Origin of the sequence: Natronogracilivirga saccharolytica, assembly GCF_017921895.1 — a bacterium.
Lineage (GTDB): Bacteria > Bacteroidota > Rhodothermia > Balneolales > Natronogracilivirgulaceae > Natronogracilivirga > Natronogracilivirga saccharolytica.
In genome coordinates this window covers 53,068-75,104 of sequence record NZ_JAFIDN010000013.1, presented here as the reverse complement: position 1 = coordinate 75,104, position 22,037 = coordinate 53,068, and the positions used below count along the sequence as shown (strand labels likewise).

General features: G+C 49.5%; 17 protein-coding genes and 1 pseudogene. 12 read left to right on the top strand and 6 right to left on the bottom strand.

The genetic code is table 11. The annotated features are described in order from the left end of the window. Positions 1-17: 17 nt before the first annotated feature. The 3 genes from NATSA_RS13850 to NATSA_RS13840 all read right to left on the bottom strand — a co-directional run bounded on the left by NATSA_RS13850 (position 18) and on the right by NATSA_RS13840 (position 2,534). A complete protein-coding gene (locus NATSA_RS13850) occupies positions 18-890 on the bottom strand; it encodes a carboxylate/amino acid/amine transporter (protein ID WP_210513202.1) in 873 nt (290 codons plus the stop codon). Positions 891-899: 9 nt separating this feature from the next. Continuing rightward, on the bottom strand, positions 900-1,427 hold the full coding sequence (locus NATSA_RS13845) for a methyltransferase family protein (RefSeq protein ID WP_210513201.1): 528 nt from the start codon (positions 1,425-1,427) through the stop codon (positions 900-902). Between the two features lie 237 nt (positions 1,428-1,664). Next, positions 1,665-2,534, bottom strand: coding sequence for a hypothetical protein (locus NATSA_RS13840; protein WP_210513200.1), 870 nt, complete (start codon positions 2,532-2,534; stop codon positions 1,665-1,667). A 491-nt stretch (positions 2,535-3,025) separates the two neighbouring features. On the opposite strand from NATSA_RS13840, the gene NATSA_RS13835 reads away from it, so the two are divergent. Then, positions 3,026-4,372: a T9SS type A sorting domain-containing protein gene (locus NATSA_RS13835; protein ID WP_210513199.1), complete on the top strand. Its 1,347-nt coding sequence runs from the start codon at positions 3,026-3,028 to the stop codon at positions 4,370-4,372. 315 nt (positions 4,373-4,687) lie between these two features. Here the strand turns inward: NATSA_RS13835 and NATSA_RS13830 are convergent, their stop codons facing one another. After that, positions 4,688-4,939: a hypothetical protein gene (locus NATSA_RS13830; protein WP_210513198.1), complete on the bottom strand. Its 252-nt coding sequence runs from the start codon at positions 4,937-4,939 to the stop codon at positions 4,688-4,690. Between the two features lie 263 nt (positions 4,940-5,202). Between NATSA_RS13830 and NATSA_RS13825 the strand changes: the two genes are divergently transcribed. Continuing rightward, positions 5,203-5,745 carry a vitamin K epoxide reductase family protein gene (locus NATSA_RS13825; protein ID WP_210513197.1) on the top strand — a complete coding sequence of 181 codons (543 nt, stop codon included), beginning with the start codon at positions 5,203-5,205 and terminating at the stop codon, positions 5,743-5,745. 155 nt (positions 5,746-5,900) lie between these two features. Here the strand turns inward: NATSA_RS13825 and NATSA_RS13820 are convergent, their stop codons facing one another. After that, positions 5,901-8,519, bottom strand: coding sequence for a S9 family peptidase (locus NATSA_RS13820; RefSeq protein ID WP_210513196.1), 2,619 nt, complete (start codon positions 8,517-8,519; stop codon positions 5,901-5,903). Positions 8,520-8,960: 441 nt separating this feature from the next. Between NATSA_RS13820 and NATSA_RS13815 the strand changes: the two genes are divergently transcribed. Continuing rightward, positions 8,961-9,761 carry a hypothetical protein gene (locus tag NATSA_RS13815; protein ID WP_210513195.1) on the top strand — a complete coding sequence of 267 codons (801 nt, stop codon included), beginning with the start codon at positions 8,961-8,963 and terminating at the stop codon, positions 9,759-9,761. 20 nt (positions 9,762-9,781) lie between these two features. On the opposite strand, the gene ggt is transcribed toward NATSA_RS13815, so the two are convergent. Further along, entirely contained in the window at positions 9,782-11,500 is a 1,719-nt protein-coding gene (gene ggt / locus NATSA_RS13810; RefSeq protein ID WP_210513194.1) for a gamma-glutamyltransferase, read from the bottom strand. A 227-nt stretch (positions 11,501-11,727) separates the two neighbouring features. Here ggt and NATSA_RS13805 point away from each other — a divergent pair, with 227 nt between their 5' ends. The 9 genes and pseudogenes from NATSA_RS13805 to NATSA_RS15860 all read left to right on the top strand — a co-directional run. Continuing rightward, a complete protein-coding gene (locus NATSA_RS13805; RefSeq protein ID WP_210513193.1) occupies positions 11,728-12,582 on the top strand; it encodes a serine O-acetyltransferase in 855 nt (284 codons plus the stop codon). Between the two features lie 84 nt (positions 12,583-12,666). Continuing rightward, positions 12,667-13,557 (top strand): cysteine synthase CysM, encoded by an 891-nt coding sequence (gene cysM, locus NATSA_RS13800; RefSeq protein ID WP_210513227.1) that lies wholly within the window; start codon positions 12,667-12,669, stop codon positions 13,555-13,557. Positions 13,558-13,708: 151 nt separating this feature from the next. After that, positions 13,709-16,414, top strand: a complete 2,706-nt coding sequence (locus tag NATSA_RS13795; RefSeq protein WP_210513192.1) for a phosphodiester glycosidase family protein — start codon at positions 13,709-13,711, stop codon at positions 16,412-16,414. Between the two features lie 204 nt (positions 16,415-16,618). Beyond that, positions 16,619-17,257 carry a transcription antitermination factor NusB gene (nusB, locus tag NATSA_RS13790; protein WP_210513191.1) on the top strand — a complete coding sequence of 213 codons (639 nt, stop codon included), beginning with the start codon at positions 16,619-16,621 and terminating at the stop codon, positions 17,255-17,257. 89 nt (positions 17,258-17,346) lie between these two features. Then, complete coding sequence (locus tag NATSA_RS13785) at positions 17,347-18,021, top strand: metallophosphoesterase family protein (RefSeq protein WP_210513190.1); 675 nt, start codon at positions 17,347-17,349, stop codon at positions 18,019-18,021. 109 nt (positions 18,022-18,130) lie between these two features. Continuing rightward, the gene (ychF, locus tag NATSA_RS13780) at positions 18,131-19,231 is read left to right on the top strand and encodes a redox-regulated ATPase YchF (protein ID WP_210513189.1); all 1,101 of its coding nucleotides are present in this window, start codon (positions 18,131-18,133) and stop codon (positions 19,229-19,231) included. 95 nt (positions 19,232-19,326) lie between these two features. Next, entirely contained in the window at positions 19,327-21,291 is a 1,965-nt protein-coding gene (gene thrS / locus NATSA_RS13775) for a threonine--tRNA ligase (protein WP_246481839.1), read from the top strand. A 93-nt stretch (positions 21,292-21,384) separates the two neighbouring features. Then, a complete protein-coding gene (infC, locus tag NATSA_RS13770; protein WP_210513225.1) occupies positions 21,385-21,939 on the top strand; it encodes a translation initiation factor IF-3 in 555 nt (184 codons plus the stop codon). Beyond that, positions 21,908-21,988: pseudogene (locus NATSA_RS15860) on the top strand (hypothetical protein); the annotation flags it as partial. The gene infC and the pseudogene NATSA_RS15860, both read left to right, overlap by 32 nt. Positions 21,989-22,037 lie beyond the last annotated feature (49 nt).

Here is a 22,037-nt window from a genome sequence, read left to right as displayed (position 1 = left end):
TGAGCAGATCACATTGGTTAACGATTGCCCCGGTGAATACTATTCCACCGAAACCGACGACTGATCCATAACGCAATCAGCAGAATGATACCCCCGAGAGCCAGACGGACCAGATCTGCATCACGGTTCCAGATCAGCAGATTGACAAGCAGCCCTGCCGGAATAAGCGCATTGTTCATGACAGCAAGTGTCCCTGCATCCACCCTGGTCGCCCCTGTGTTCCACAAAAAAAGTCCGACAGCCGAAGCCCCGAAACCCAGCCACAGCAAAACACCCCAGTGCTGCCACGTTTCAGGCATCATAGTGTAGTCTCCGAAAATCAGATACGCCGGCAGCATTACAATCAAAGCGCCGAGAAAAAAATACCCGAAAAACCGTACCGGAGGAATTTCTGAGGGATATCTGGCGATGAGATTCTTGTAGCCTACCTGTCCGGCGGCAAAGGAGGCATTGGATAATTGCAGCAACAAAAAACCGGTGATATAGCCGCTTGTTACACCGTCATAGCGTATCACTCCGGCGCCGGCCACGGCCAGGCATGCTGCCAGCAGCGCCGCAGGTGAAAACCTCCGGTTCAGGGCGTCATCAAACAGGGTTACGAACACCGGGGTCATGATGGTAAAAAGGAGTACTTCCGGGGCGGTCAGAAATTCGAAAGAGCGATAAAGGCACAAATAGGTCACCCCGAACTGAAGAGAACCAACGACAACAGTACCGGCAATCAGCTCCTTTCTTACTCCGGTCCATCGCGTCAGGGGAATGAAAATCAGACCTGCAAAAACCACCCTGGAGAGTACGGCAAAATCACTGTCTACCTGTCCGGCGAGATACTCATCGATCAGACTGAAAGAAAAAGCCCATAAAACAGTTACGAAGACGAGATAAGGCATGGTTCCAGGCTACAGCCAGCGGGGTGTTTTGTCGGCGTAATCTTTGTAGTCATCGCCAAATTTGGATATGAGCTGCCGCTCTTCGGGGATGATTTGAAATCGCGTCATATATCCGTAAAACGCCGGCATCATCATCAAAGCGATAAGGTCGGACAGAAATATGGCCCATGCGATGAGAACCAGGGAGAGTGAGAGATACATGGGATTTCTGGTATGGCGATACGGACCGGAAACCACCATTTGACCGGTATCCTGAGGTTTGTGTGCGTGAAGAGTTGTCTTTTCTTTTAAAAACAGGTGGAGACTGTAGCCCCCTGTCAAACCGGCAGTCACCGTCAGAAATATGGTGATGGGTATGCGAAATGGAATATCCACATCAAAAACGGGAAAATAGACGGCAATACCCCACATGGCTGCGGCAAAAAAACCAAAAATTACGACGGGTGGTACCTTAAGTTCCAGAATATGCGGTTGTTTTACTTCGGGACCCTGCGGTCCCGGCTCATGCGGAAACGGATGGTTTTGTTCTTCTGCCATACTGCCTGATTATCTGAATATTTTCGGTGGCCGTTTGGATGAAACGGGTATGCAATTGATTTCAGGTGCGAAACTGATGCAACATACACCGGGGCCACTTTGCCGTCCGGTCGCCCAATATAACAGGAACACGGAAATATCGGGTTACCAAAAATAAAAAAGGCAGGCACCATAAACCACGATGCCCGCCTTTGGCAAGATCTTCATGACTTTCCGGATATACCGCAAGCCAGCAATCTACAGGTCTGCAAAGCGGATAGTATAATCGTCACGAATTTCCACAAGTTCGCCCCGGAGTGTGCCTCCCTGCCCGAGGGCCTTGTATTCAAATTTTACGAGTTCACCGGGTACATCTTTCGTGACCCACCAGCGGAACTCATAATTTTCATCCTCCTCAAGTTCATCCTCATACTCTTCATGATCTGCCGGATTGAAATAAAGCAGATCAGTATCATACGATGTGGTACCGATGGTTATAGTTTCGGTACCCTCCCTGAACTCGCTCCACTCTTCGGTGAAGTAGTAGTTGGTATGATAGCCAACTTCTGCAATTGAGGCGTCTCCCTCTTCGGCTTCGGCTATCTCCTGCTCGTCATAGGCAAACTGATGATAGCGGATATCCTCCCTTTCCGGATCCCTGATGTACATTTCACGTGCCTGCAGGTCGGGTCCCAGCAGGATTTCATATTCCACCGGCTCCATCTCTTCAGCGTGGAATTTGAGATACCACCACATGGTGCCGTCATCGTTGCGTTTCAAGAGTGCACGCTCAGCGGTAAAGGAAGAAGTTTCTTCCTGGTCGATGGACTCAACCCGCCAGGTTGCACCCTGGCCTTCTTCAAAGGCATCCGGATCAAAACCATATCCACCGAGGAAAAAGGTTTGAGTATAGGCAAGCTGATACATCATGACGTCGGTATAGCCGGCCATGCGGCTTCCCAGTTCCCGGTCGACAGCCTCGCTTACGGCATCATCAATCGCACCCCTGACAGCCTCTTCATAAACAGAACAACCACCGGTACCAAAAAGCACGGCCAATACCGGAACGAGTATTAGTTTCATCAGTGTATTGCTGCCTGGTCTTCGCAGGCACATTTCCGTTTTCATTGCTAACTCCACTTTTATATTGTTCAATTTTTTAAAACAGTTCCGAAATATACATCTATGCAATCAATGCAGGTGGCTCAAAAAGTGATTCTTTTGAATAAAACAATAGCAGCAGGCAGAAAACATGCTGTCATTTTTTTACATAACCTTACCACCATTTCCGGTAGTATAACGCTTTCCGTCTACATTTACATGACTAAGATATATGTCTTAAGTTATTAATAACTAAACCGGATCTCACATCCGGACGAAATTCCACCCCACTCCGCAAAAGCCTTGAAAAAAACATGTATGTTAAAGAGTGTCAACGTTTTGTTATAATATGTTAAATAGCCGTATCGGGTTTGACTAACCACTCGTAAATGCAAATATTCCGGTACATCTGAATCATTCAGGGACAAAATATTGCATCCCAGACATGACATAACATGCATGTAGGATGCAGTAATCTTCAATCCCGAAGAACCAAAAATAAAACGGAGATATATTTTATGCTTAAAAGAAGTATACCATTTCTTGCCATTACCATCATACTGCCATTGCTGGCTATGGGACAAGAAGCCACCGAGTGGCAATTTGAACGACATGTACCTTCAGACACATCTGTCGCAAATACCCATGGGTTGACATTTGATGGTGAAGACAAACTCTGGACCGGCGGGTACTATCAGACCACTGATGAGGACGGCAATCCTGCCCGCGCTCTGGAGTGCTTTGAAGCCGATCTTGAAACACCTTGTGACTTTTCACCTGTCTACGGCGTAGAGCATGCCGACTCTACCCTTCGGTTTGGTATGATAACCGGTGTTGCAAGTGACCCCAACGGCGACGTTCTGATTACCATGCACGGAAATATCTACGAGGCAGATGATGATTTCACACTTGACGTAGCTACATCCTTTATTGTCCGTATTGATCACCAGACCGGTGAAGGCCTTGATGTGGCTGAAATTACTGACATGCGCGATGACGATAACTCCCATGCTCATCAACTGGCGGCCGACGAAAACGGATACATCTATTACTCAGCTGTATTCGGTGGTGCGCCCATCCATATCGTTGACGAAAACTTCAACGAAGTGGGACAGGCTACTGCCAACAGGGAAGATTTTGCCCGTGATATAGCCGTTAATGCTGACGGAAGCAAAATTTACCAGCCAACTGACGGCCCCACCATTCAGGTGTACGAAGGTGACCCCTTTGGCGGATACGAACTGGCAGACACCACGACATTTGCAGACATGGACCCGGGTGCTGTCAGCGTATGCCCTGCAACCGGCATGCTGCACGCATCGGCATCAGGCTCCGGATGGGATCCGCTGAACGATCCTGAAGTATGGAACACCAACTCCATTTACAGCTTTGATCCGACCGCCGGTTATGCCGTTTCTGACGAAGTATCCTGGGACTTCGGTGATGGTGACGAGGAGTTCCATCCGCTTCGCGGACTTGCGATTTCTTCCGACGGTCAGACCATGGTAGCCGGTTCCTTTGGCGGACAAGGACTGCAGAAGTTCACTCGTGACGAGTTGCCTGAACCGACCGCCGGCGAAGAGTTCCGTGCCGAAACTCCGGAAGGATATGTTCTCGAGCAGAACTACCCCAACCCCTTCAACCCCGATACGCAAATCAGGTTTGAAATTCCTGAGTCCGGCATGGCCACTCTTAAGGTTTATGACATGCTTGGCCGTGAAGTCACCACTCTTGTAAACGAGCATATGGATGCCGGGCAGCATCAGGTAACTTTCGATGCTACCGGACTTGCATCCGGAACTTACATCTATCGTCTCGAAGTAGGCGGAGTGGAACTCACACGTCAGATGAGCTTTATCAAGTAATCCTGACTAAATCAAGTCTGCTTTGAATAGGTGAAGTATTAATACTCTCTTGTTATTTGTGATGCAAGCAGCACTTGAAGGCTGTCTCCCCATCGGGAGGCAGCCTTTTTTTTATTCAAAAATGAGTTCAGCAAGACCGGATTCATACCCTGCCTGCAAATTAAAACAGTACCTTCGCTCAAGAACTGCATTCGCTTTACATACAGGCCACAAGAAATGATCGCCGGCACGGCATCCCATTACCCTTAAGATGAAGTTTATTGATGATAGTAGATGGGCGAAAACAGAATGAGCGGAAAAAGCTCAGGTTTTCTCTTAATTTACCAGTTTCCCGGCATCCTGGTTTTTATCTGCCCTGAACCACTTCCGGTAAATCCAGAAGGCTGCAACCACCAGAAAAGCCAGTGATCCAAGCAAAGGAATAGCATGAACCGGTTCTGTTATGTAATGGAGCAATGAATGGCCATCCGATTCCCCGTGTCCCGGATGTGCCTGTACGCTATTTACGGCAATCAGCATTACAAGAGCCGCCACCATCGTATTCAGGATATAACTAAAAAAATTCATCTCGGTCCTCCGAGTTTTTTTTGATAATTGCCGGTTCACAGAATAATAAGCTTAATGACTTAATTTTCAAAGACAATTGGCCAACTGCTGAAACGGCTGCTGTTACACACCCGCAGTTGATCTGAGGTACTTGACAATCAATCCGCACGTTCATATATTTGTATTGAAATAAATATATATGTATATTTATACTGACATGTAGGTTGGAAGACAGCAATCAGCGGCCTTCCTGAAATTAACTGAAATCAATAAACAACAATATTATGAACAGACTGATTATCGGATTCATTGTAGTAGCCATGCTCGGCTGGGTAGCCAGTGCCATTTTAACCGCTGTCCACTTCTGGGCCATTCCGCTGATACCCGCAGATGCAAACCTGCCGGGAAGTATGAAAGTAATAACCAGTCAGTGGGCATACATTGGTCCCATTCCATTGGCTACCGTAGGAGCTGTCTATTACATCGTGATGATAGCCATGGGTGCGCTTTGGCTGCAGACAAAAAATGAAACCATCGAGCGGTTGCTGCTTCCGGTAACCGGGTTCGGATTTCTGGCATCACTCGGATTTGTTTATCTGCAGATTGGTGTCATCGGAGCGATCTGCCCGTTTTGCATGATGTCGGCAGCAGCAACAACCGTACTCTTCGGTATTGAGCTTTACATCAAATACCGCGGAGGTGCAGCTTCCACCCCATCGCTTGAGAGTACCAAAGTCTGGCCTGCTGTATTTGCTACAACCATGCTGCTCACAATTTTTGCAATGTGGACACTTACTGTGCTTCCGCTTCCGGGATCAGGTGCATAACCCGCGCGCACTGATCATCCGGTCAAACGCCTCAAATATAAAAGACGGCTGCCAGATCTTTTCTTTACGATCCGGGCACCCGTCTTTTTTTTTATTCTTTTGCAGGATCAGCTTGGCAGAACAAGCTGAAACGGCAACTCAGAACCCGGGAGATGTTACTCTTCAAGTGTCATTTTGATCGTTCCCCCTCCCATTTGTGCCGGCATACGGTCTTCCACCGTCAGAATAACCCCGTCGTTGGTGACCACATAGTTTCGACCGCCCTGATGATCATCCAGGGCTTCAAATTCAACACGAACATGTTCATCTTCTTCTGATGCGACGGCCCGGACATGGCGGACATCCTGGGCATTGACATCAAAATACCGGATCAGAGAAGACTCCATATCTGATACAACCATGTGCCTGACAAAGAAATCGACATGCACTCCATCGGCATAAACAGGCGCGTCAATCGCTTCTTCCAGCTCCTGTTGCTGCCCTCCGGCTTCGATTTTCCCGGTCACCTTATCGGAGTGGTACTTCACCTCTACATTACTCATGGGTTGCTCCATAACTCTGCTGAGCGGGCGGAAAGTCTCCGGATCTGTCAGAAGTTCATCGCTCAGCTCTCCCATTTGTGATGTCATATCATCGCGGAGTCTGAGAATTTTTTCCCCGTCATCTGTCCGGATCAGTTCGGCTGTCCGCAGCAGATCCAGTTCCATCTCATTGCCCTGCACATCCATGACAACACGGTAGTTCAGCTCTGTGCCGTCAAAATCGCTTGCATCAAATTCAGGAAGATCGGCAGATTTTGCAGCTTCCAGTTCGGGCGATTCTTCCGGAAGTTCCACTTCGGCAACGTCCATAGTCATTTCATCGAGACGTTTGCGGTACTCTTCTTCCAGATCTTCCTGATAGCGTCCGCCAAGGTGTTCTGCAAAAAACCGTTCCATGGCATGAGTAAATGCCAGCCGGTTTTCCTGCCGCACAAAACCATGCCCCTCATCTTCAGCAACCAGGTATTCAACATCCCGCTCAAGGTCACGCATGGCAACAACAATCTGATCCGACTCGGCCTTGTCCACACGCGGATCGTTGGCACCCTGCACCACCATCAGGGGCGCCTTTATGTTTTCAGCTGAAAAGAGCGGCGACTGCTCCACAAGCCGGTTGTAATCTTCCGGATCATCCGGATCGCCTACTCTGGTGTGGAACATTTTCCGCATCGGTCCCCAGTAGGGAGGGATGGAATTGAGAAGTGTAATGATGTTCGATGGCCCTACAAATGAAATTCCGGCCGCATACAGTTCGGGAGTAAATGCGAGTCCGGCAAGTGTGGCATAACCGCCGTACGATCCGCCGAAGATGGCCACACGGTCGGGATCGGCAATGCCTTCATCAATCAGATATTTTACACCGTCGGTAATATCGTGCTGCATATATCCGGTGCCCCACTCCTTATTTCCGGCATTAAGAAATTCCTTGCCAAAACCGGTGGAACCACGGAAGTTGATCTGCAACACGGCATACCCCCTGTTGGCCAGAAACTGGGCGTAAGAATTGTATCCCCAGTAGTCACGTGCCCAGGGTCCGCCATGAGGATTGACCACCACAGGCAGCTCCCCGGCCTCTTTGCCCTTCGGAACCGTGAGATAACCCGGAATCTCCAGTCCGTCCCTTGCAGTAAAACGGATGGGCTTCATTTCGGCAAGATACTCTGACGGCAGATCGGGGCGTGACTGATAAAGCAATTCTTTTTGCCCGGACCGGCTGTCAAAATAGTAGACCGAGCCCGGATCCACATCACTTCCGACATGGAAAAGCCACTGATTTTCGTCGTGCGTCCGGGAAGTAAAGCTGATCTCGCCATCTCCCACTTTTTCGCGGAACTGCCCGAACAACTGCTCATAATCATCATCATGAAAATAGGTGCGACGCTTGTCCCCGACATAATAAGTAGCCAGCAGTTCATTGCTGATATCCGAAAATGTGGCACCGCCAAAATCTGCTTCGTCTTCCGGATCACGCTCAATAAACTCAGTCTCCCCTGTTTTTGTATCAAAAAGAACAAATTCCGAGAGATCCCGGTCACCCGTATTTGTGTTCATGTAAATATGGCGGCCGTCTTCATGATAGCGTACAGGCGAGAATGCCTCCTCGGGACCGGCTTCGTAGACTTTTTCAAAACCGTCATCGGTTATCATAAGCAACTCTGTCCCTCCGTCATGCGTTTGACGAATACCTGCACGCACTTCTGCTTCCCTGTCGGTTACCCAGCTTGCAATATCCTCTTTGTTCTCAATCAGAAGTTCCCGCTCTCCCGATTCGATATCAATATGATATACATCGTGCAGTGAAGGATCCCGGTCATTAATGCCTACGATCATTCGGTCGGGATGCGATCGTGGCACGGAGTAAATCTGTGCGCGAATGCCGTCAACCGGAGTCAGATTGGTTGCTTCCGGGACACCGGTTTCCTCATCCGGGTCTTCGTGAATATCAACCCGCCAGATATTATAATTTTCATCACCACCCTGATCCTGAACGTACAGTATATAGCGGCTGTCGTGGCTCCAGAAATAGCTGGTCACCGGCCGGGCGGTATCGGCGGTCAGAGGCCGCGCATCATCAAAATCGGCATCGCGTTCCTTAATCCAGATGTTCATGACATCATTGTACTGTTTCCTGAAGGTAATGTATTCGCCGTCCGGGGACAGCTGAGCTCCGGCGTATTCCGGATCACCAAAAAACAGATTTCGGTCTATAAGCGGCGGCGGCTCGGTTTCCATGGCGGGATCCTGCTGTGATTCCTCTAAAGGTCTGTCAGGCGAACATCCGGAAATTATCGTTAAAAAGACCAGTGAGGTAATACATGTAAAAAAAACCGATTGAATTAATCGTGTCATGACAGAGATTTCGTTTGGCTGTGTCTTGGTTTCATTGAACATTTCATAAAAACGCATTTCATTCAAACTCGTCCTGGTACGCACAAAAAAACTAATGGTTTCACACAAAGGTGTACAGAGTCAGAAGTATCGGGACCGGGAAGTCATGCCTGTACAAGATATTTTATGATTACCAGACCGGAAACACCGGAAAAACGGCAATGGATAAAATACTGCGGACTTTATGTGATTAAAAATATTTAATCTGCATAAGATGAAAAAGCCAACGGTCTTACATTTTATTTTCCTAAATTTCAGAATAATAATTTATATGACAGTGATGATATGATCCTGAGGGTTTTCATTTTTTTCCTGTTTACGGGGTATGTTTTATTCTTCACCGCTTCCTTTTTTGGCACCGCTCATGCATATGATGGTGTCTCCGAAGACGAGGGGATAAACTATTTCAAAATTAAGCCGGCATGGTTCTGGAATCAGCCCGTCAACTGCGGAATGACTGCTGTGGGAATGACGATGCACTCGGAGCTGGCACCGGAACAATCCGTGAAGTTGGCATACGAAAAAAGTCTGGCAGCCTACCAGCGTCAGCAGGAGATTATTTATGGCAACAGAGAACCCGATGAGGAAGGACTCGCCGGATCAGCCTGGCAGGGAGCTGACCATATGGCCTATTATGACACAACCGGCTTGGAGAATCTGAAATCGAGCATAATTATTCTCGACCGTCAGATAGCAGGCGGTATTTCGATGGTTCTTTCCGGACCAGCGGCATGCAGCGAGAAACTCGAAGAGCACAGATTCATGACACCGGTGACCCATCGCCCCGAATGGGCAGATAACAAACCCGAAGAACCGGGCTACCTCTTTGCCGTGGGCACATCCAGAGCCTATGAACATACTATAAGCTCCTGGGAAAAAGCAGAGTCAGAAGCGCGGAAAAAACTCTCCGGACTGTTGCAGCGCCGGGCACTGGGCATGGGCCGTGGTGATCAAGACTCGGGAATCGAGCTGTTGTATTCAGATATGAACATTACACTTCAAAATGCCGTTGTGCTCGAAAGGTATTATGATCCTGACTCGGATCTTTACCTTGTTTTAATGCGCATGCCGGATCAGCAGCTGTGAAAAGCTTTTGACCTGAAAGTCTAAAAGCCTGCAGCTTCTCCATCCATACGCGGATCAGCCCCTCCTCTCCATCCGGATTTGCATTGTTTTGAATCCGTTCCGGAAGTATTCCTTTCCCGGGGAAAAAACGGCCGGATTGCCGAATTATCGTCAGTGCACTGCAGCAATACACGCTCGACGCCATGTACTCCGCTTTCAAGCGGTTTTATCCGGATATTATGTCCCAGGGTTTGCAGGTGATCAGCTGCTCCGGCCCAGGCCGATCCCTCCTCCAGTTCCAGAAACTCCCCCCGGTGCAGCATATTCGGCATGGCTATGGCCTGCTGAAGTGACAACTGCCAGTCCAGTACACCGACAAGAGTCTTCAGGACATAGCCGATGATGCGGGCGCCCCCACGCGAACCGATAATCAGGTTGAGCTCCCCGTCCTTGTCAAAAACCATGAATGGCGACATTGAGCTGCGCGGACGCTTGCCGGGTTCTGCAGCATTAGGTGAGCGAAATCCGTTCCGGTCCGGCGAAAAAGTAAAATCGGTGAGTTGATTATTAAGGAGGAATCCGTCGGGCATGATCCGGCTGCCAAACGGAGCTTCAATGGATGACGTCATCGATACCGCATTGCCGAAGCCATCAATAATCGTAAAATGGGACGTCCCCGTAGTTTCCTGCTCAAAAGAGACGCCGGGAAAAGGGTCATCCAGCACCGATTCTCTATCAATTTTTCCGGCCCATTCTGATAAATAGCCGGGATCGGTAAGTTGATTCACAGGAACATCCGTAAAATCAGGGTCACCGATGTATCTGGAGCGGTCTGCGAAGGCGATGCGGCTGGCTTCGGCAATTAAATGCAGTGCCTCCGGATCTCCCGGTTCATAAGAATCCATGGGAAAATGTTCCAGGATGCCAAGCATCTGAAGAATGGCGACGCCACCGGACGATGGCGGCGGCGGCCCGCAAAGAACCCAGTCCCGGTAACTTCCGCACAGTGCTTCCCGGGCATATGCCTCGTAGCTGCCTAAATCGGATTTGGACAGATCGCCCGGGCCGGGCCACCTGTTCGCAGCTGCATCGACCATGTTTCCGGCAAGCTCACCGGTGTAGAAATCGTCGATTCCATTCTCCGATATTTTGCGCAGCGTTTCAGCAAGCCTGCTGTTTTGCAGGACGGGCTGATCATCACCGGCCGGACGCGCAAAATGTTTTCTTGTATCCCGGAATAACCATAATGAAGGGTCATTTGCTATCTGGCGCTGAAGCCGCTGCGGCATGGGCAAACCTTCTTCTGCAAGATCAATGGCCGGATCGAACAAGCTGTCCCACGTCATGTTTCCGTGTTCTTTATGGGCCTTGTCCAGCATTGCGAGAACTCCCGGCACACCCACAGACAGCCCGGTGGGTACGGCCATCCAGAGCGGCATGGTCAGCGGACCGAATCTGAACCGGTCTTCTGAAGCTGTCATCGGGGCAGTTTCCCTGCCGTCGTACAAAACCAACTCTCCGCTGGAACCATCACGGTACAGCAGAAATCCGCCCCCACCGATTCCACTTTCGGGAGGCTCGACAACATTCAAGACCATCTGCACCGCTACTGCGGCATCCATGGCGTTCCCTCCGTTCCTGAGTATATCAAGTCCGGCAGAAACCGCCTCGGGATGAGCGGCTGAGATCATCGCAGAGTCAGCGATAACCGCCTCCTCTCCGGCAGCCTGCCAGTCAGGCTCCACTTCGTACGTTTCCATGCAGCCTGTAAGGAATGTCCCAAGCAGGCATATCGTTACAATTTTTACAATACGGTCAGCCCGGAATTTCCAGGTTGCATTGATTACATCAGAAACGGACCCGGAGCAGCACCGGGAGTAGCAGATTTGATACATGGGATAAAAAAGCGTGTGGAACAGGAAAATTTTCAAACGGATGGGAAAGCCGTTCTCATCTCTCCGGGAATATGAATATATTCCGTCATATTATGGATAAATCATATTTACAGCAACTTTACAATGAACACCGTGAAGCGGAAAGCTGTCCGTCACCGGTTCACGTAGTCGCTTTTTTTAACAGGCTTCTGGGGTTTTTATTCCCTGAATTCAGCAATTTCAGTTTTCAGCGCATGGAGGAGCTGGAGCAGCTCAACAAGGAACTGCAGGATGAGTTCTGCGGTATCCTGAAAAAATGTTCCGACTGCAAAAAGGCAGATGAGACGGCTGTTGTTGCTGAGTTCTGGAATGCTCTTCCGGGCATCAAAGATACCCTCGAGTTAGACATACAGGCCATGTATGAAGGGGATCCGGCGGCCAAAAGCCGGACCGAGGTCGTCCGGACCTATCCCGGATTCTATGCGATCACATCCTACAGAATTGCACACTTTCTGCATGGCAAAGGATATCTTCTGCTTGCAAGAATGATCACCGAAAATGCGCACAGTCACACCGGTATAGATATTCATCCGGGTGCCGTCATCGGTCGCCATTTCTGCATAGATCACGGAACCGGCATTGTTATCGGCGAAACGACGGTGATTGGTGATCATGTCAAGATCTACCAGGGAGTCACGCTCGGCGCCCTCAGTGTGCGCAAAGAGGATGCGGCCATAAAACGGCATCCGACCATCAAAGATCATTCGGTTATCTATGCAGGTGCCACCATTCTTGGCGGTGACACCGTGATCGGTGAACACAGTGTTATCGGAGGCAGTGTGTGGCTAACTGAAAGCGTCCCTCCATGGTCCAGAATCACCTATGTTGCCCGCCAGGAAAGCCGCAAGGCCAGCAGCCGCAAATCTGCGAACAATGATGTTACAGGCGGTGATTATTCATCGCCCTGAGACCGTTCACCACGGAACTTCCGGCCGGTTTTCGACTCAATTAACGTTCACCCAAGCCAAGTCACATTTTTTATGGCGCAACCATTGACACTTGAAGATCTTATCGGCAACACGCCCATTGTAAAGCTCCAGCATATACCGGAATCACCGGATGTTGAAATCTACTGCAAACTTGAAGGCCGCAACCCCGGAGGCAGCGTCAAGGACAGGGCTGCCTATGGCATGATCTCTGCCGCACTGGAGCGGGGTGATATCAGCCCCGGTGACAAGCTTGTGGAAGCAACAAGCGGCAACACGGGAATAGCACTGGCCATGATTGCCAGGCTGAAAAACCTGCACATGACGCTGATCATGCCGGAAAATTCAACGCAGGAGCGCATCCGGACCATGCGGGCCTACGGTGCGGAACTGATCCTGACCCCGGCTGAAAAAACCATCGAATATTCCCGCACCGTGGCGGAAGAGATGGGTCAGTCAGGCGAATATTATCTTTTGAACCAATTTGCAAATCCGGATAACTACCGGATGCACTACCGTACGACCGGACCGGAAATCTGGAGGGACACCGGTGGCCGGATCACACATTTTGTCTCCTCCATGGGAACCACCGGCACCATCATGGGAGTCTCAAGATACTTGAAAGAACAGAACCCCGGCGTCGGAATTGTCGGAGTCCAGCCTACCGAAGGATCGCAGATTCCCGGGATCAGAAGATGGTCCCCCGAATTCCTGCCGGAAATATTTGAGTCGGAACGTGTGGATCGCACTATTGACGTCAGCGAAAACGAGTCAGTAGAAATGACACGACGGATGGCGCGTGATGAAGGCATTTTTGCCGGCATGAGCAGCGGCGGCTGCCTCTCTGCAGCGGTCAGGCTGGCAAGGGAAATTGACAGCGGTGTCATCGTATGCATCACCTGCGATATCGGTGACCGGTACCTCAGCTCACCTCTCTTTGAAGATTCCGTTTCCTGATCGCGTAAATTCTTATATTTTATATTAACCGGTGAAAAAATTGCCGGAAATACTGTACAATGAGCATTGTTTGTTACAGTACGGTAATCTCACAGCAAAATATGATGATCACCTATAAACAGGGACAACATGTAATATGATTATGATGCTTATGCTACTACGAAAAGTACGCTCTTCTGCCTCAATTCTTGCTTTTTCCATTTTTATACTTACTCTGGCTCTGGCTGTACCGGGAAACAGCTACTCTGCCGATACCACACGGGTTGAAGTTGCACCCGGAGTATTCCATCATGAAATTGACGACCCGGACAAGCCACTGCGCATCATCGCGCTGGAAATCAACATCTCACGGCCGAATCTGAGTATCGGATCGGCGGTCGCCAATGATGAACTCGGAAGCAGCTTTGAAACTACCCAGAGTATGTCCCGGCGCTACGACAGTGATGATAAAGAGGCTATAGGAGCCATAAACGGAGATTATTTTGGGATAAGCGATCCGTCAAATCCCTATTCCTTTCTGAGCAATCTGATGATCAAGGACGATGAATATGTCATCGGAAAGTCCTACTCCAGAAGCCAGTTCGGATTCAAAACCGACGGCATGCCATTTGCCGATATGGTCAGCTTTGAAGGCAGTGCCTTTCTCCCCGGCGATGAGATTGTGGAACTGGATGGCGTCAACAGGCAAAGAGGAGAAGATCAGGCAATTGTGTTCAATCGTTATATTGGTGAACACACCCGGACCAATGAGCACGGAGTCGAACTGCTGCTTGACCCCGTTGATGAACCGGTTATCGGCGAACCTATGGAGTTCGAGGTGATTGAGATTGAATCGGGTGCCGGATCGATGGAAATCCCGGACTACGGCTACTATGTCCTGTCCGCACACGGTTCCAAGCGGGATATTGTGCAGGACCATGTGGAAGAGGGCGATATCATAAGTCTGGAGCTGGGAACCGATGTCAGCCGTGACGATATTTCCCATCTGATGGGTGGCGGTCCGCGCCTTATCACTGATGGCGAGTTCCCGACACAGTGGGATGGTCTGGAAAACTTTCAGACCCAGCACAACATGAACCGCCATCCCCGTACTGCTGTCGGTATGAGCAAAGACTCCACACGTATCTATCTCATGGTTGTCGAAGGACACCAGGATGCCAGCCGCGGTGCCACCATGGAAGAGACAGCACACTATATTCATGGCCTTGGTGCCTGGAATGCCGTAAACCTTGACGGGGGCGGCTCCAGTACGATTATCATTCAGGACTCGCTGGCCAACAGACCCAATGGCGGCAGCTGGCAGCGGCCTGTAGGCAATGCCCTCATCGCTTTTGCAGGTCCCTATGATTACGAGGATGAATTTGGCGGGATCGAAGTCACACCAAAAGAAAAGCTCGTCAAAAAGGGTGACAACTTCTCGATAGATGTCAGGGCTTTTAATGAGTGGGGCGAGGATGTGGAGTTTTCCATGGCTGACATCGAGTGGGAAGTCATCGACCTGGACGCCCAGTATGGACGTGGCGGGTTTCTGGCACAATCACTCGGCGAAGGGTACATTGTTGCCCACTACCAGGATGAATATACCGATACCACACATGTCAGAATTCTTGAAACGTTAGGACCATTCGAGATCACTGACTGGAAAGACTTGTATGAAATCAGGGATGATCCGGACTTTGATTATGTCCTTACAACTGACCTTGATCAAAACAGTGAGGGTTACGAGACCTACAATGTAGACCAGAGCTGGGTGCCAATCGGCGATTTTGATGACAATCCGTTTACCGGAACCCTTGACGGCAATGGATACAGTATAAGGGGTCTGAACATCGATGAGCCTGAAAGTGATTATCTTGGACTTTTTGCCTATATCGATGGTGCTGAAATCAGGAATCTGAATGTGACTGATGCAGATATTACCGGTCTTCGGCATCTCGGTCTTCTGGCCGGCCGCATCGACAACTCCAGCGTGTCCAACTGCCATGCAGAAGGTACTGTTTATGCAACCTCAACAGTCAATGTTGGAGGGCTGGCTGGTTCTGCAAGAGATAACAGTGAGATAAGGCAATGTTTTGCTGACGTTGATATAGAGGTGACGGAAGCTGACGCCGACAGACGAAATACCGGAGGTCTGGTGGGCTATTTGACAAACAATGCTGAAATCAGTAACAGCTATTCTTTGGGTATGGTTGCCGGCGGACGGCGCGTTGGCGGCCTTGTGGGCCTTTCCTCAAATGATGCCATTGTATCATATTCGTATTCTGCTGCAAGTGTTACTGCCACAGGTATTGATGGTGAAGACGATGATCTCGGAGGCCTGGTGGGGGCAAGTATAGCAGGTGCAACTGTTACAAATAGTTTCTGGGATATCGAAGCTTCCGGCACAGAAGCAAGTGACGGGGGTGATGGCTTGACCACAACCGAAATGCAATCGGGACAAACGTTCGTGGATGCCGGTTGGGATTTTGTCACGATCGATCAAGCGGAAGCTACATGGGGTATTAATCCGGATGAAAATCAGGGTTATCCCTTCCTGACATGGCAGGGATATAATCCGATTGCCGTAGAAGCAGAACGTGAGAGAGAAGTCACCGAAGACTTTAAACTCTCCCAGAACTACCCCAATCCGTTCAACCCGGACACCCGCATTCAGTATCAGCTCCCGGAGCAAACCCATGCCAGGCTTGTGGTCTATGATGTTCTTGGCCGGCCGGTCAAAGTGCTTGTAGATGAGGAGCAGCCTGCCGGCACCCATCAGGTCGTATTTGATGCCACACAACTTGCATCCGGCACATACATTTACGAACTCTCGGCCGGCTCTTTTGTCCAGAGGAGGACAATGACGCTGGTGAAATAGTCCCGAAGTGAATCTGCGGTCCGGGGCGCGGTCTCACCATCAGCCTTAATCTCTCACAAGGCGTCAGAACTATGATTCTGGCGCCTTTTTTTGTTTGAAATATCTTAGTGACAAATTCCTTATCTTTGTAAGCTTCGAATGCACGCGAATCTATTTGCGCGTATTCATTGTTTTTTAACCAAGCATGCAGCTCCCCCTCCAAATATGTCCAACAGACGTAAAATCAGAGAAACCGTTCTTCAGGCGATTTACGCTTCTCTCGTAGGTGACCACTCACTCGAGCACACCCTTCAAACCATCATCAAACCAGAATTGCGTGATGATGCCAAAGGTCTTGCTTTTGCCGAGAGCCTGTTCTTGCGGACCATGGACTCCAGGGAGCAGGCCGATGAAATCATCAGCAGGCACATTTCGAACTGGGAAATAAACAGGCTTGCTCTTGTGGACCGGATAATCCTTGAAATGGCCATTGCCGAGCTGATGCAGTTCGATGATATCCCGACCAAGGTCACCATCAATGAAGCCATAGATATCGCCAAAAGATTTTCAACCAGGGAGTCCGGAAGATTTGTAAATGGCATTCTGGATGCCGTTGTGGCATCGCTCAGGGAAGATAATCTGCTGAATAAAAAAGGGCGCGGACTTGTGGATCTGCCGGCACAAAAATCTCGATCAGGGCCAAAATACTCCAAGGGCGGTGATGCCGGTGCCACGGCTGATGATTCTGATAACATGGCTGATGATACTTCCACCGGAAAAGCTCATCGGACTATCCGTGCATCGTCAAAAAAACAGCGAATAAAACGTTCCGGCACCTCCGGGAAAAAATCAAATAACCTGTGAATTTATTCTTTGTGAACTTATCCGAAGTATTCACAGTCATTATATATGTGAATTTCTTCTGTCCGTATTCATAAAACCAGATATACCGGATGAAAAATGAGCACATAAAAAAGAACCATTACATTGCCATCGGCGATATTCACGGATGTGTGAACTCACTGGAAGCACTGCTGGAAAAAGTGTCCGGATACAATGACCGGACGTTCATTTTTATCGGTGATTATATAGACCGGGGGCCGGATTCCAGGAGTGTTATTGACCTTGTTATCGGGTTTTCAGAAGATCATGACTGCATTTTTCTCCGTGGCAACCATGAACAGATGTTTATGGATGCGCTGGAGACCGGAGACCACAATTTATGGCTGCTGAACGGCGGTGACCAGACCCTGAGCTCCTACAATGTTCACTATGCCGTAGAGCTGCCGTCAGAACATATTGAGTTTTTTGCCAAAACACCTCTCTGGCTGGACACTCCTCAATACTTCTTTATTCATGGCGGCCTTGATCCCAAACGATCCATCAAGGAACAATGTGACTCTCCGGATATAGAAGAATTCGGTATGTGGAGGCGCGATCATGTTGACAGTCCCGTGAAATGGGAAAAAACACTCGTTTTCGGTCATACACCATTCACTGAACCCCTGCATGAAGAGCGCAAAATCGGAATTGATACCGGATGTGTGTTCAGCCGGCAGGGTTACGGGCTGCTTACGGCTGTAATGCTGCCTGAGGAAACCTTTATCACACAACCCTGCCTTGACTGAATCATGCCCGGAACCGGATCAAATTATTCAGCTCCAAAACCAACCATTACACCATCATTATTCACCACTGTTTTCTGAAAACAACTGAAGAGTACGAGCATATCACATTATGAGTTTAAAATGCGGAATTGTGGGACTGCCCAACGTGGGTAAATCCAGCCTGTTCAACGCCCTCAGCAACGCCGGTGCAGAATCGGCAAACTTCCCATTCTGTACGATTGACCCCAACGTAGGCATCGTTCCTGTTCCTGACGAGCGGCTTGACCGGATTGCCGGACTGGTTCAGCCGAAAAACGTCACCCCGACCAGCATTGAGTTTGTCGACATAGCCGGCCTCGTAAAAGGGGCATCCGAAGGCAAGGGAAAAGGAAATGCTTTTCTGTCGCACATCAGGGAGGTAGATCTGATCATCCATGTGGTCAGATGCTTTGAAGATGATGACGTAACGCATGTTGAAGGCGGAATTGATCCCGTCCGGGACATCGGCATCATAGAAAGCGAACTGCTGTTCAAAGATCTTGAAACACTGGAGCGCCGCGAGGAGCGGATGAAAAAAATGGCGAAGTCGGGAGACAAAACCATCCAGAATCATGTTCATATTCTCGGCAATCTTCGGCAGCACATTGAAAAAGGAAACCCGGTCAGGTCATGGAAAGACTGGGACCCCTCCCACCCTGCTCTTCAGGAGCTGTTCATGCTTACCGCTAAAAAAGTGCTGTATCTGTGCAATGTTGACGAGGCAGATCTTCCGGACGGTGCCGGCAACGAACACGTCATGAAAGTTAAAGAACATGCCGCCTCCGAGGGCACCGATGCCCTGGCGGTATGCGCAAAAATTGAGGCCGAAATTGCGGAGCTCAATGACCAGGAGAAGGCCGAATTTCTGGCATCACTGAATTTGCGGGAATCCGGACTGAACAGGCTGATTTCAGCAGCATACCGCAAGCTGGGACTGATCACATTTTTTACCGCCGGCCCCAAGGAGGTCCGCGCCTGGACTGTGCCGGAAGGAACCAAAGCGCCTCAGGCCGCCGGTGTGATACACAGTGATTTCGAGCGGGGATTTATTCGGGCTGAAACCATTGCCTATCATGATTTTATTTCATACGGATCGGAATCTGCGGCACGAGAAGCCGGAAAAATGCGTTCTGAAGGACGTGGTTATACGGTAAAAGATGGTGATGTACTGCTGTTTCGCTTCAATGTGTAGCCGTAACGGCAGCCAGCCTTTTTCTATGAACCCTGATTTTCTGATATTGAAGCGTTTCTTATCTTCCGTTTTTAAAATGAACAAAACACGCATACATGGCTGAATCAACCAGCATAACTGATCAAAAGTTAACCTTTATTTTTCCCGACGGAAGCAGAAAGTCGTACGGATCCGGTGTGACCGGACTGGAAATTGCCAAATCGATATCCGGGCGGCTTGCGCGGGAGGCTCTTAGTATCACCCTCGACAATCAGGTTCTTGACCTGCACCGGCCACTGACAACAGGCGGGCACATCAAAATCAATACCTGGGATGACGAAGACGGAAAATTTGCTTTCTGGCATTCATCCGCCCATGTGCTGGCAGAAGCCGTGGAAGCCTTGTACCCCGGCGTGAAACTGGGTATTGGTCCGCCCATAGAGCAGGGATTTTATTACGATATCGATTTCGGCGACCGTCACGTCAGCAGCGAGGATCTGCCGAAGATAGAGGCCAAAATGCAAGAGCTGGCAAAGCAAAAAAACAGCTTTGAGCGTTTTGAAATACCGAAAGATGAAGCCATTCGCCATTACAAGGAAAAAAATGATCCCTACAAGCTGGATCTGCTCAAGGGGCTGGATGACGGTACGATTAGCTTCTACAAACAGGGCGAATTTACCGATCTCTGCCGGGGGCCGCACATTCCGGACACCGGCCCCATCAAAGCCATCAAGCTTTTGAGTACTGCCGGAGCCTACTGGCGCGGCGATAACGAAAGCAAGCAGCTGACACGGATTTACGGCATCAGCTTTCCAAAAAAGTCGATGCTCGATGCATTTTTGAATCAGCTTGAGGAGGCAAAAAAACGGGACCACAAGAAACTCGGCCCCCAGCTTGGTATTTACATGATCGACAGAATGGTGGGCAGCGGCCTGCCCCTGTGGCTTCCCAAAGGGACCACACTCCGCCGCACACTGGAGGCTTTTCTCCGGGAAGAACAGATACGGCGCGGATACGAGGAAGTGATCACCCCGCATATAGGAAATCTTGAGCTGTACCGCACATCGGGCCATTACCCTTACTACAAAGACTCCCAGTTTGCCCCGATGCAGGTGGATGACGAGGGCTATCTGCTCAAACCCATGAACTGTCCGCACCATCACCGCATTTATGATCACGAAATGAGAAGTTACCGTGATCTGCCGGTGCGGCTTGCCGAGTTCGGAACCGTTTACCGTTATGAGCAATCCGGTGAGCTCAACGGTTTGTCACGTGTACGGGGCTTCACCCAGGATGATGCCCATATCTATTGCACCAACGATCAGCTGAAAGGTGAAATCATACACTGCATCGAACTGACGCAGTTCGTATTCTCCACGTTTGACATGCCCGTTGATATCCGGTTATCATTCCGTGATGAAAACGATGAAAAATATGGCGGAGAGCGAAAACTTTGGGACCGCGCGCAGCGGGAGATCCGTGAAGCAGCCGATGAAATCGGCCTTGATTACAAAGTGGCTGATGGCGAGGCCAGTTTTTACGGACCCAAAATTGACTTTATCATTCATGACGCCCTGGGGAGAAAATGGCAACTGGGTACAGTGCAGGTCGATTACGTCATGCCCGAGCGGTTTAACCTCACTTATGTGGGGGCGGATAATCAAAAACACCGTCCGGTTATTATTCACCGCGCACCTTTTGGCTCCATGGAGCGTTTTACCAGTATTCTGATAGAACATTTTGCCGGGAACTTTCCCGTCTGGCTTAGTCCGCAACAGGCCATTATTATTCCGGTATCCGACCAGTTCAATGATCTTGCCGAATCCTATCGCCGGCAGCTTGCCGATGCCGGTATCAGGGTGGCTAGCGATCTTCGGGGTGAACAAATCGGAGCAAAAATCCGGAATGCGGAAACCAGAAAGATCCCCTATATGTTGATTGTTGGAGAAAAGGAACAGAAAAATCAAAGTGTTTCCGTCAGAAAGCACAAAAAAGGTGATATAGGAAGCTTTAATTTTTCAGAATTTCTTTCGATTATAAAAAAAGAGGTGGATGACAAGGTGCTGCCGGATGATAGTTAAGTTAATCCGGCATCATTTCGGGTATCCGTTTCCAGGATGTGCCCGGGAAGGGTACCGTCATCCTGAACCGTAACAAATAAAGGAGAAACAACCATCGGAAAACGATTCAAAAGCAACCCCGTTCGCAAGTCCGAACCCAAGGAACGTGTAAACGAGGCAATCAGGGCAGATGTGGTCCGTGTAATCAAGCCTGATAATGAGCATGCCATTATTCCTGTAGAGGAAGCACTGGAAATTGCATACAGTCACAACCTTGACCTGGTCGAGGTTGCTCCCAATGCAGATCCGCCCGTATGCAAAATCATGGATCACGGAAAGCACCTGTTTGAAAAGAAGAAAAAAGAGAAGGAAGCCAAGAAAAAGCAGCATGTTGTTGTGCTCAAGGAGCTTCGCTTTCGTCCCCAGACCGATGATCACGACTACGAATTCAAAAAACGTCACGCCGAATCATTTCTGAAAGAGGGCAACAAGGTGAAAGCGACCGTTCAGTTCAAAGGGCGTGACATAATTTACAGTGACCAGGGAAAACAGCTTCTTGACAGGCTCGCCGAGGATCTCGAAGAGCTTGGAAAAGTGGAAACACCTGCCAAACTTGAGGGCAAGCGCATGTCCATGGTCTTTTCACCAGCCAAAGGTGCCGGTTCATAGACAGCAGCCATGGGCGGAGGATGATGGAACACATCAAGTATATCATTGATGCTTTGGGTGTTTTTCACTATCTTTCATGCTTGCTAATTTTAACCAAC

Excerpts from the sequence above, each read along its gene's own strand:
- NATSA_RS13815 (WP_210513195.1), top strand. The coding sequence starts at position 8,961 with ATGATCCTGAGGGTTTTCATTTTTTTCCTGTTTACGGGGTATGTTTTA.
- nusB (WP_210513191.1), top strand. The coding sequence starts at position 16,619 with ATGTCCAACAGACGTAAAATCAGAGAAACCGTTCTTCAGGCGATTTAC.
- NATSA_RS13840 (WP_210513200.1), bottom strand. The coding sequence starts at position 2,534 with ATGAAAACGGAAATGTGCCTGCGAAGACCAGGCAGCAATACACTGATG.
- NATSA_RS13795 (WP_210513192.1), top strand. The coding sequence starts at position 13,709 with ATGCTACTACGAAAAGTACGCTCTTCTGCCTCAATTCTTGCTTTTTCC.
- NATSA_RS13835 (WP_210513199.1), top strand. The coding sequence starts at position 3,026 with ATGCTTAAAAGAAGTATACCATTTCTTGCCATTACCATCATACTGCCA.
- NATSA_RS13820 (WP_210513196.1), bottom strand. The coding sequence starts at position 8,519 with ATGGAAACCGAGCCGCCGCCGCTTATAGACCGAAATCTGTTTTTTGGT.
- NATSA_RS13850 (WP_210513202.1), bottom strand. The coding sequence starts at position 890 with ATGCCTTATCTCGTCTTCGTAACTGTTTTATGGGCTTTTTCTTTCAGT.
- ggt (WP_210513194.1), bottom strand. The coding sequence starts at position 11,500 with ATGGAAACGTACGAAGTGGAGCCTGACTGGCAGGCTGCCGGAGAGGAG.
- NATSA_RS13805 (WP_210513193.1), top strand. The coding sequence starts at position 11,728 with ATGGATAAATCATATTTACAGCAACTTTACAATGAACACCGTGAAGCG.
- NATSA_RS13825 (WP_210513197.1), top strand. The coding sequence starts at position 5,203 with ATGAACAGACTGATTATCGGATTCATTGTAGTAGCCATGCTCGGCTGG.
- NATSA_RS13845 (WP_210513201.1), bottom strand. The coding sequence starts at position 1,427 with ATGGCAGAAGAACAAAACCATCCGTTTCCGCATGAGCCGGGACCGCAG.
- thrS (WP_246481839.1), top strand. The coding sequence starts at position 19,327 with ATGGCTGAATCAACCAGCATAACTGATCAAAAGTTAACCTTTATTTTT.
- ychF (WP_210513189.1), top strand. The coding sequence starts at position 18,131 with ATGAGTTTAAAATGCGGAATTGTGGGACTGCCCAACGTGGGTAAATCC.
- NATSA_RS13830 (WP_210513198.1), bottom strand. The coding sequence starts at position 4,939 with ATGAATTTTTTTAGTTATATCCTGAATACGATGGTGGCGGCTCTTGTA.
- NATSA_RS13785 (WP_210513190.1), top strand. The coding sequence starts at position 17,347 with ATGAAAAATGAGCACATAAAAAAGAACCATTACATTGCCATCGGCGAT.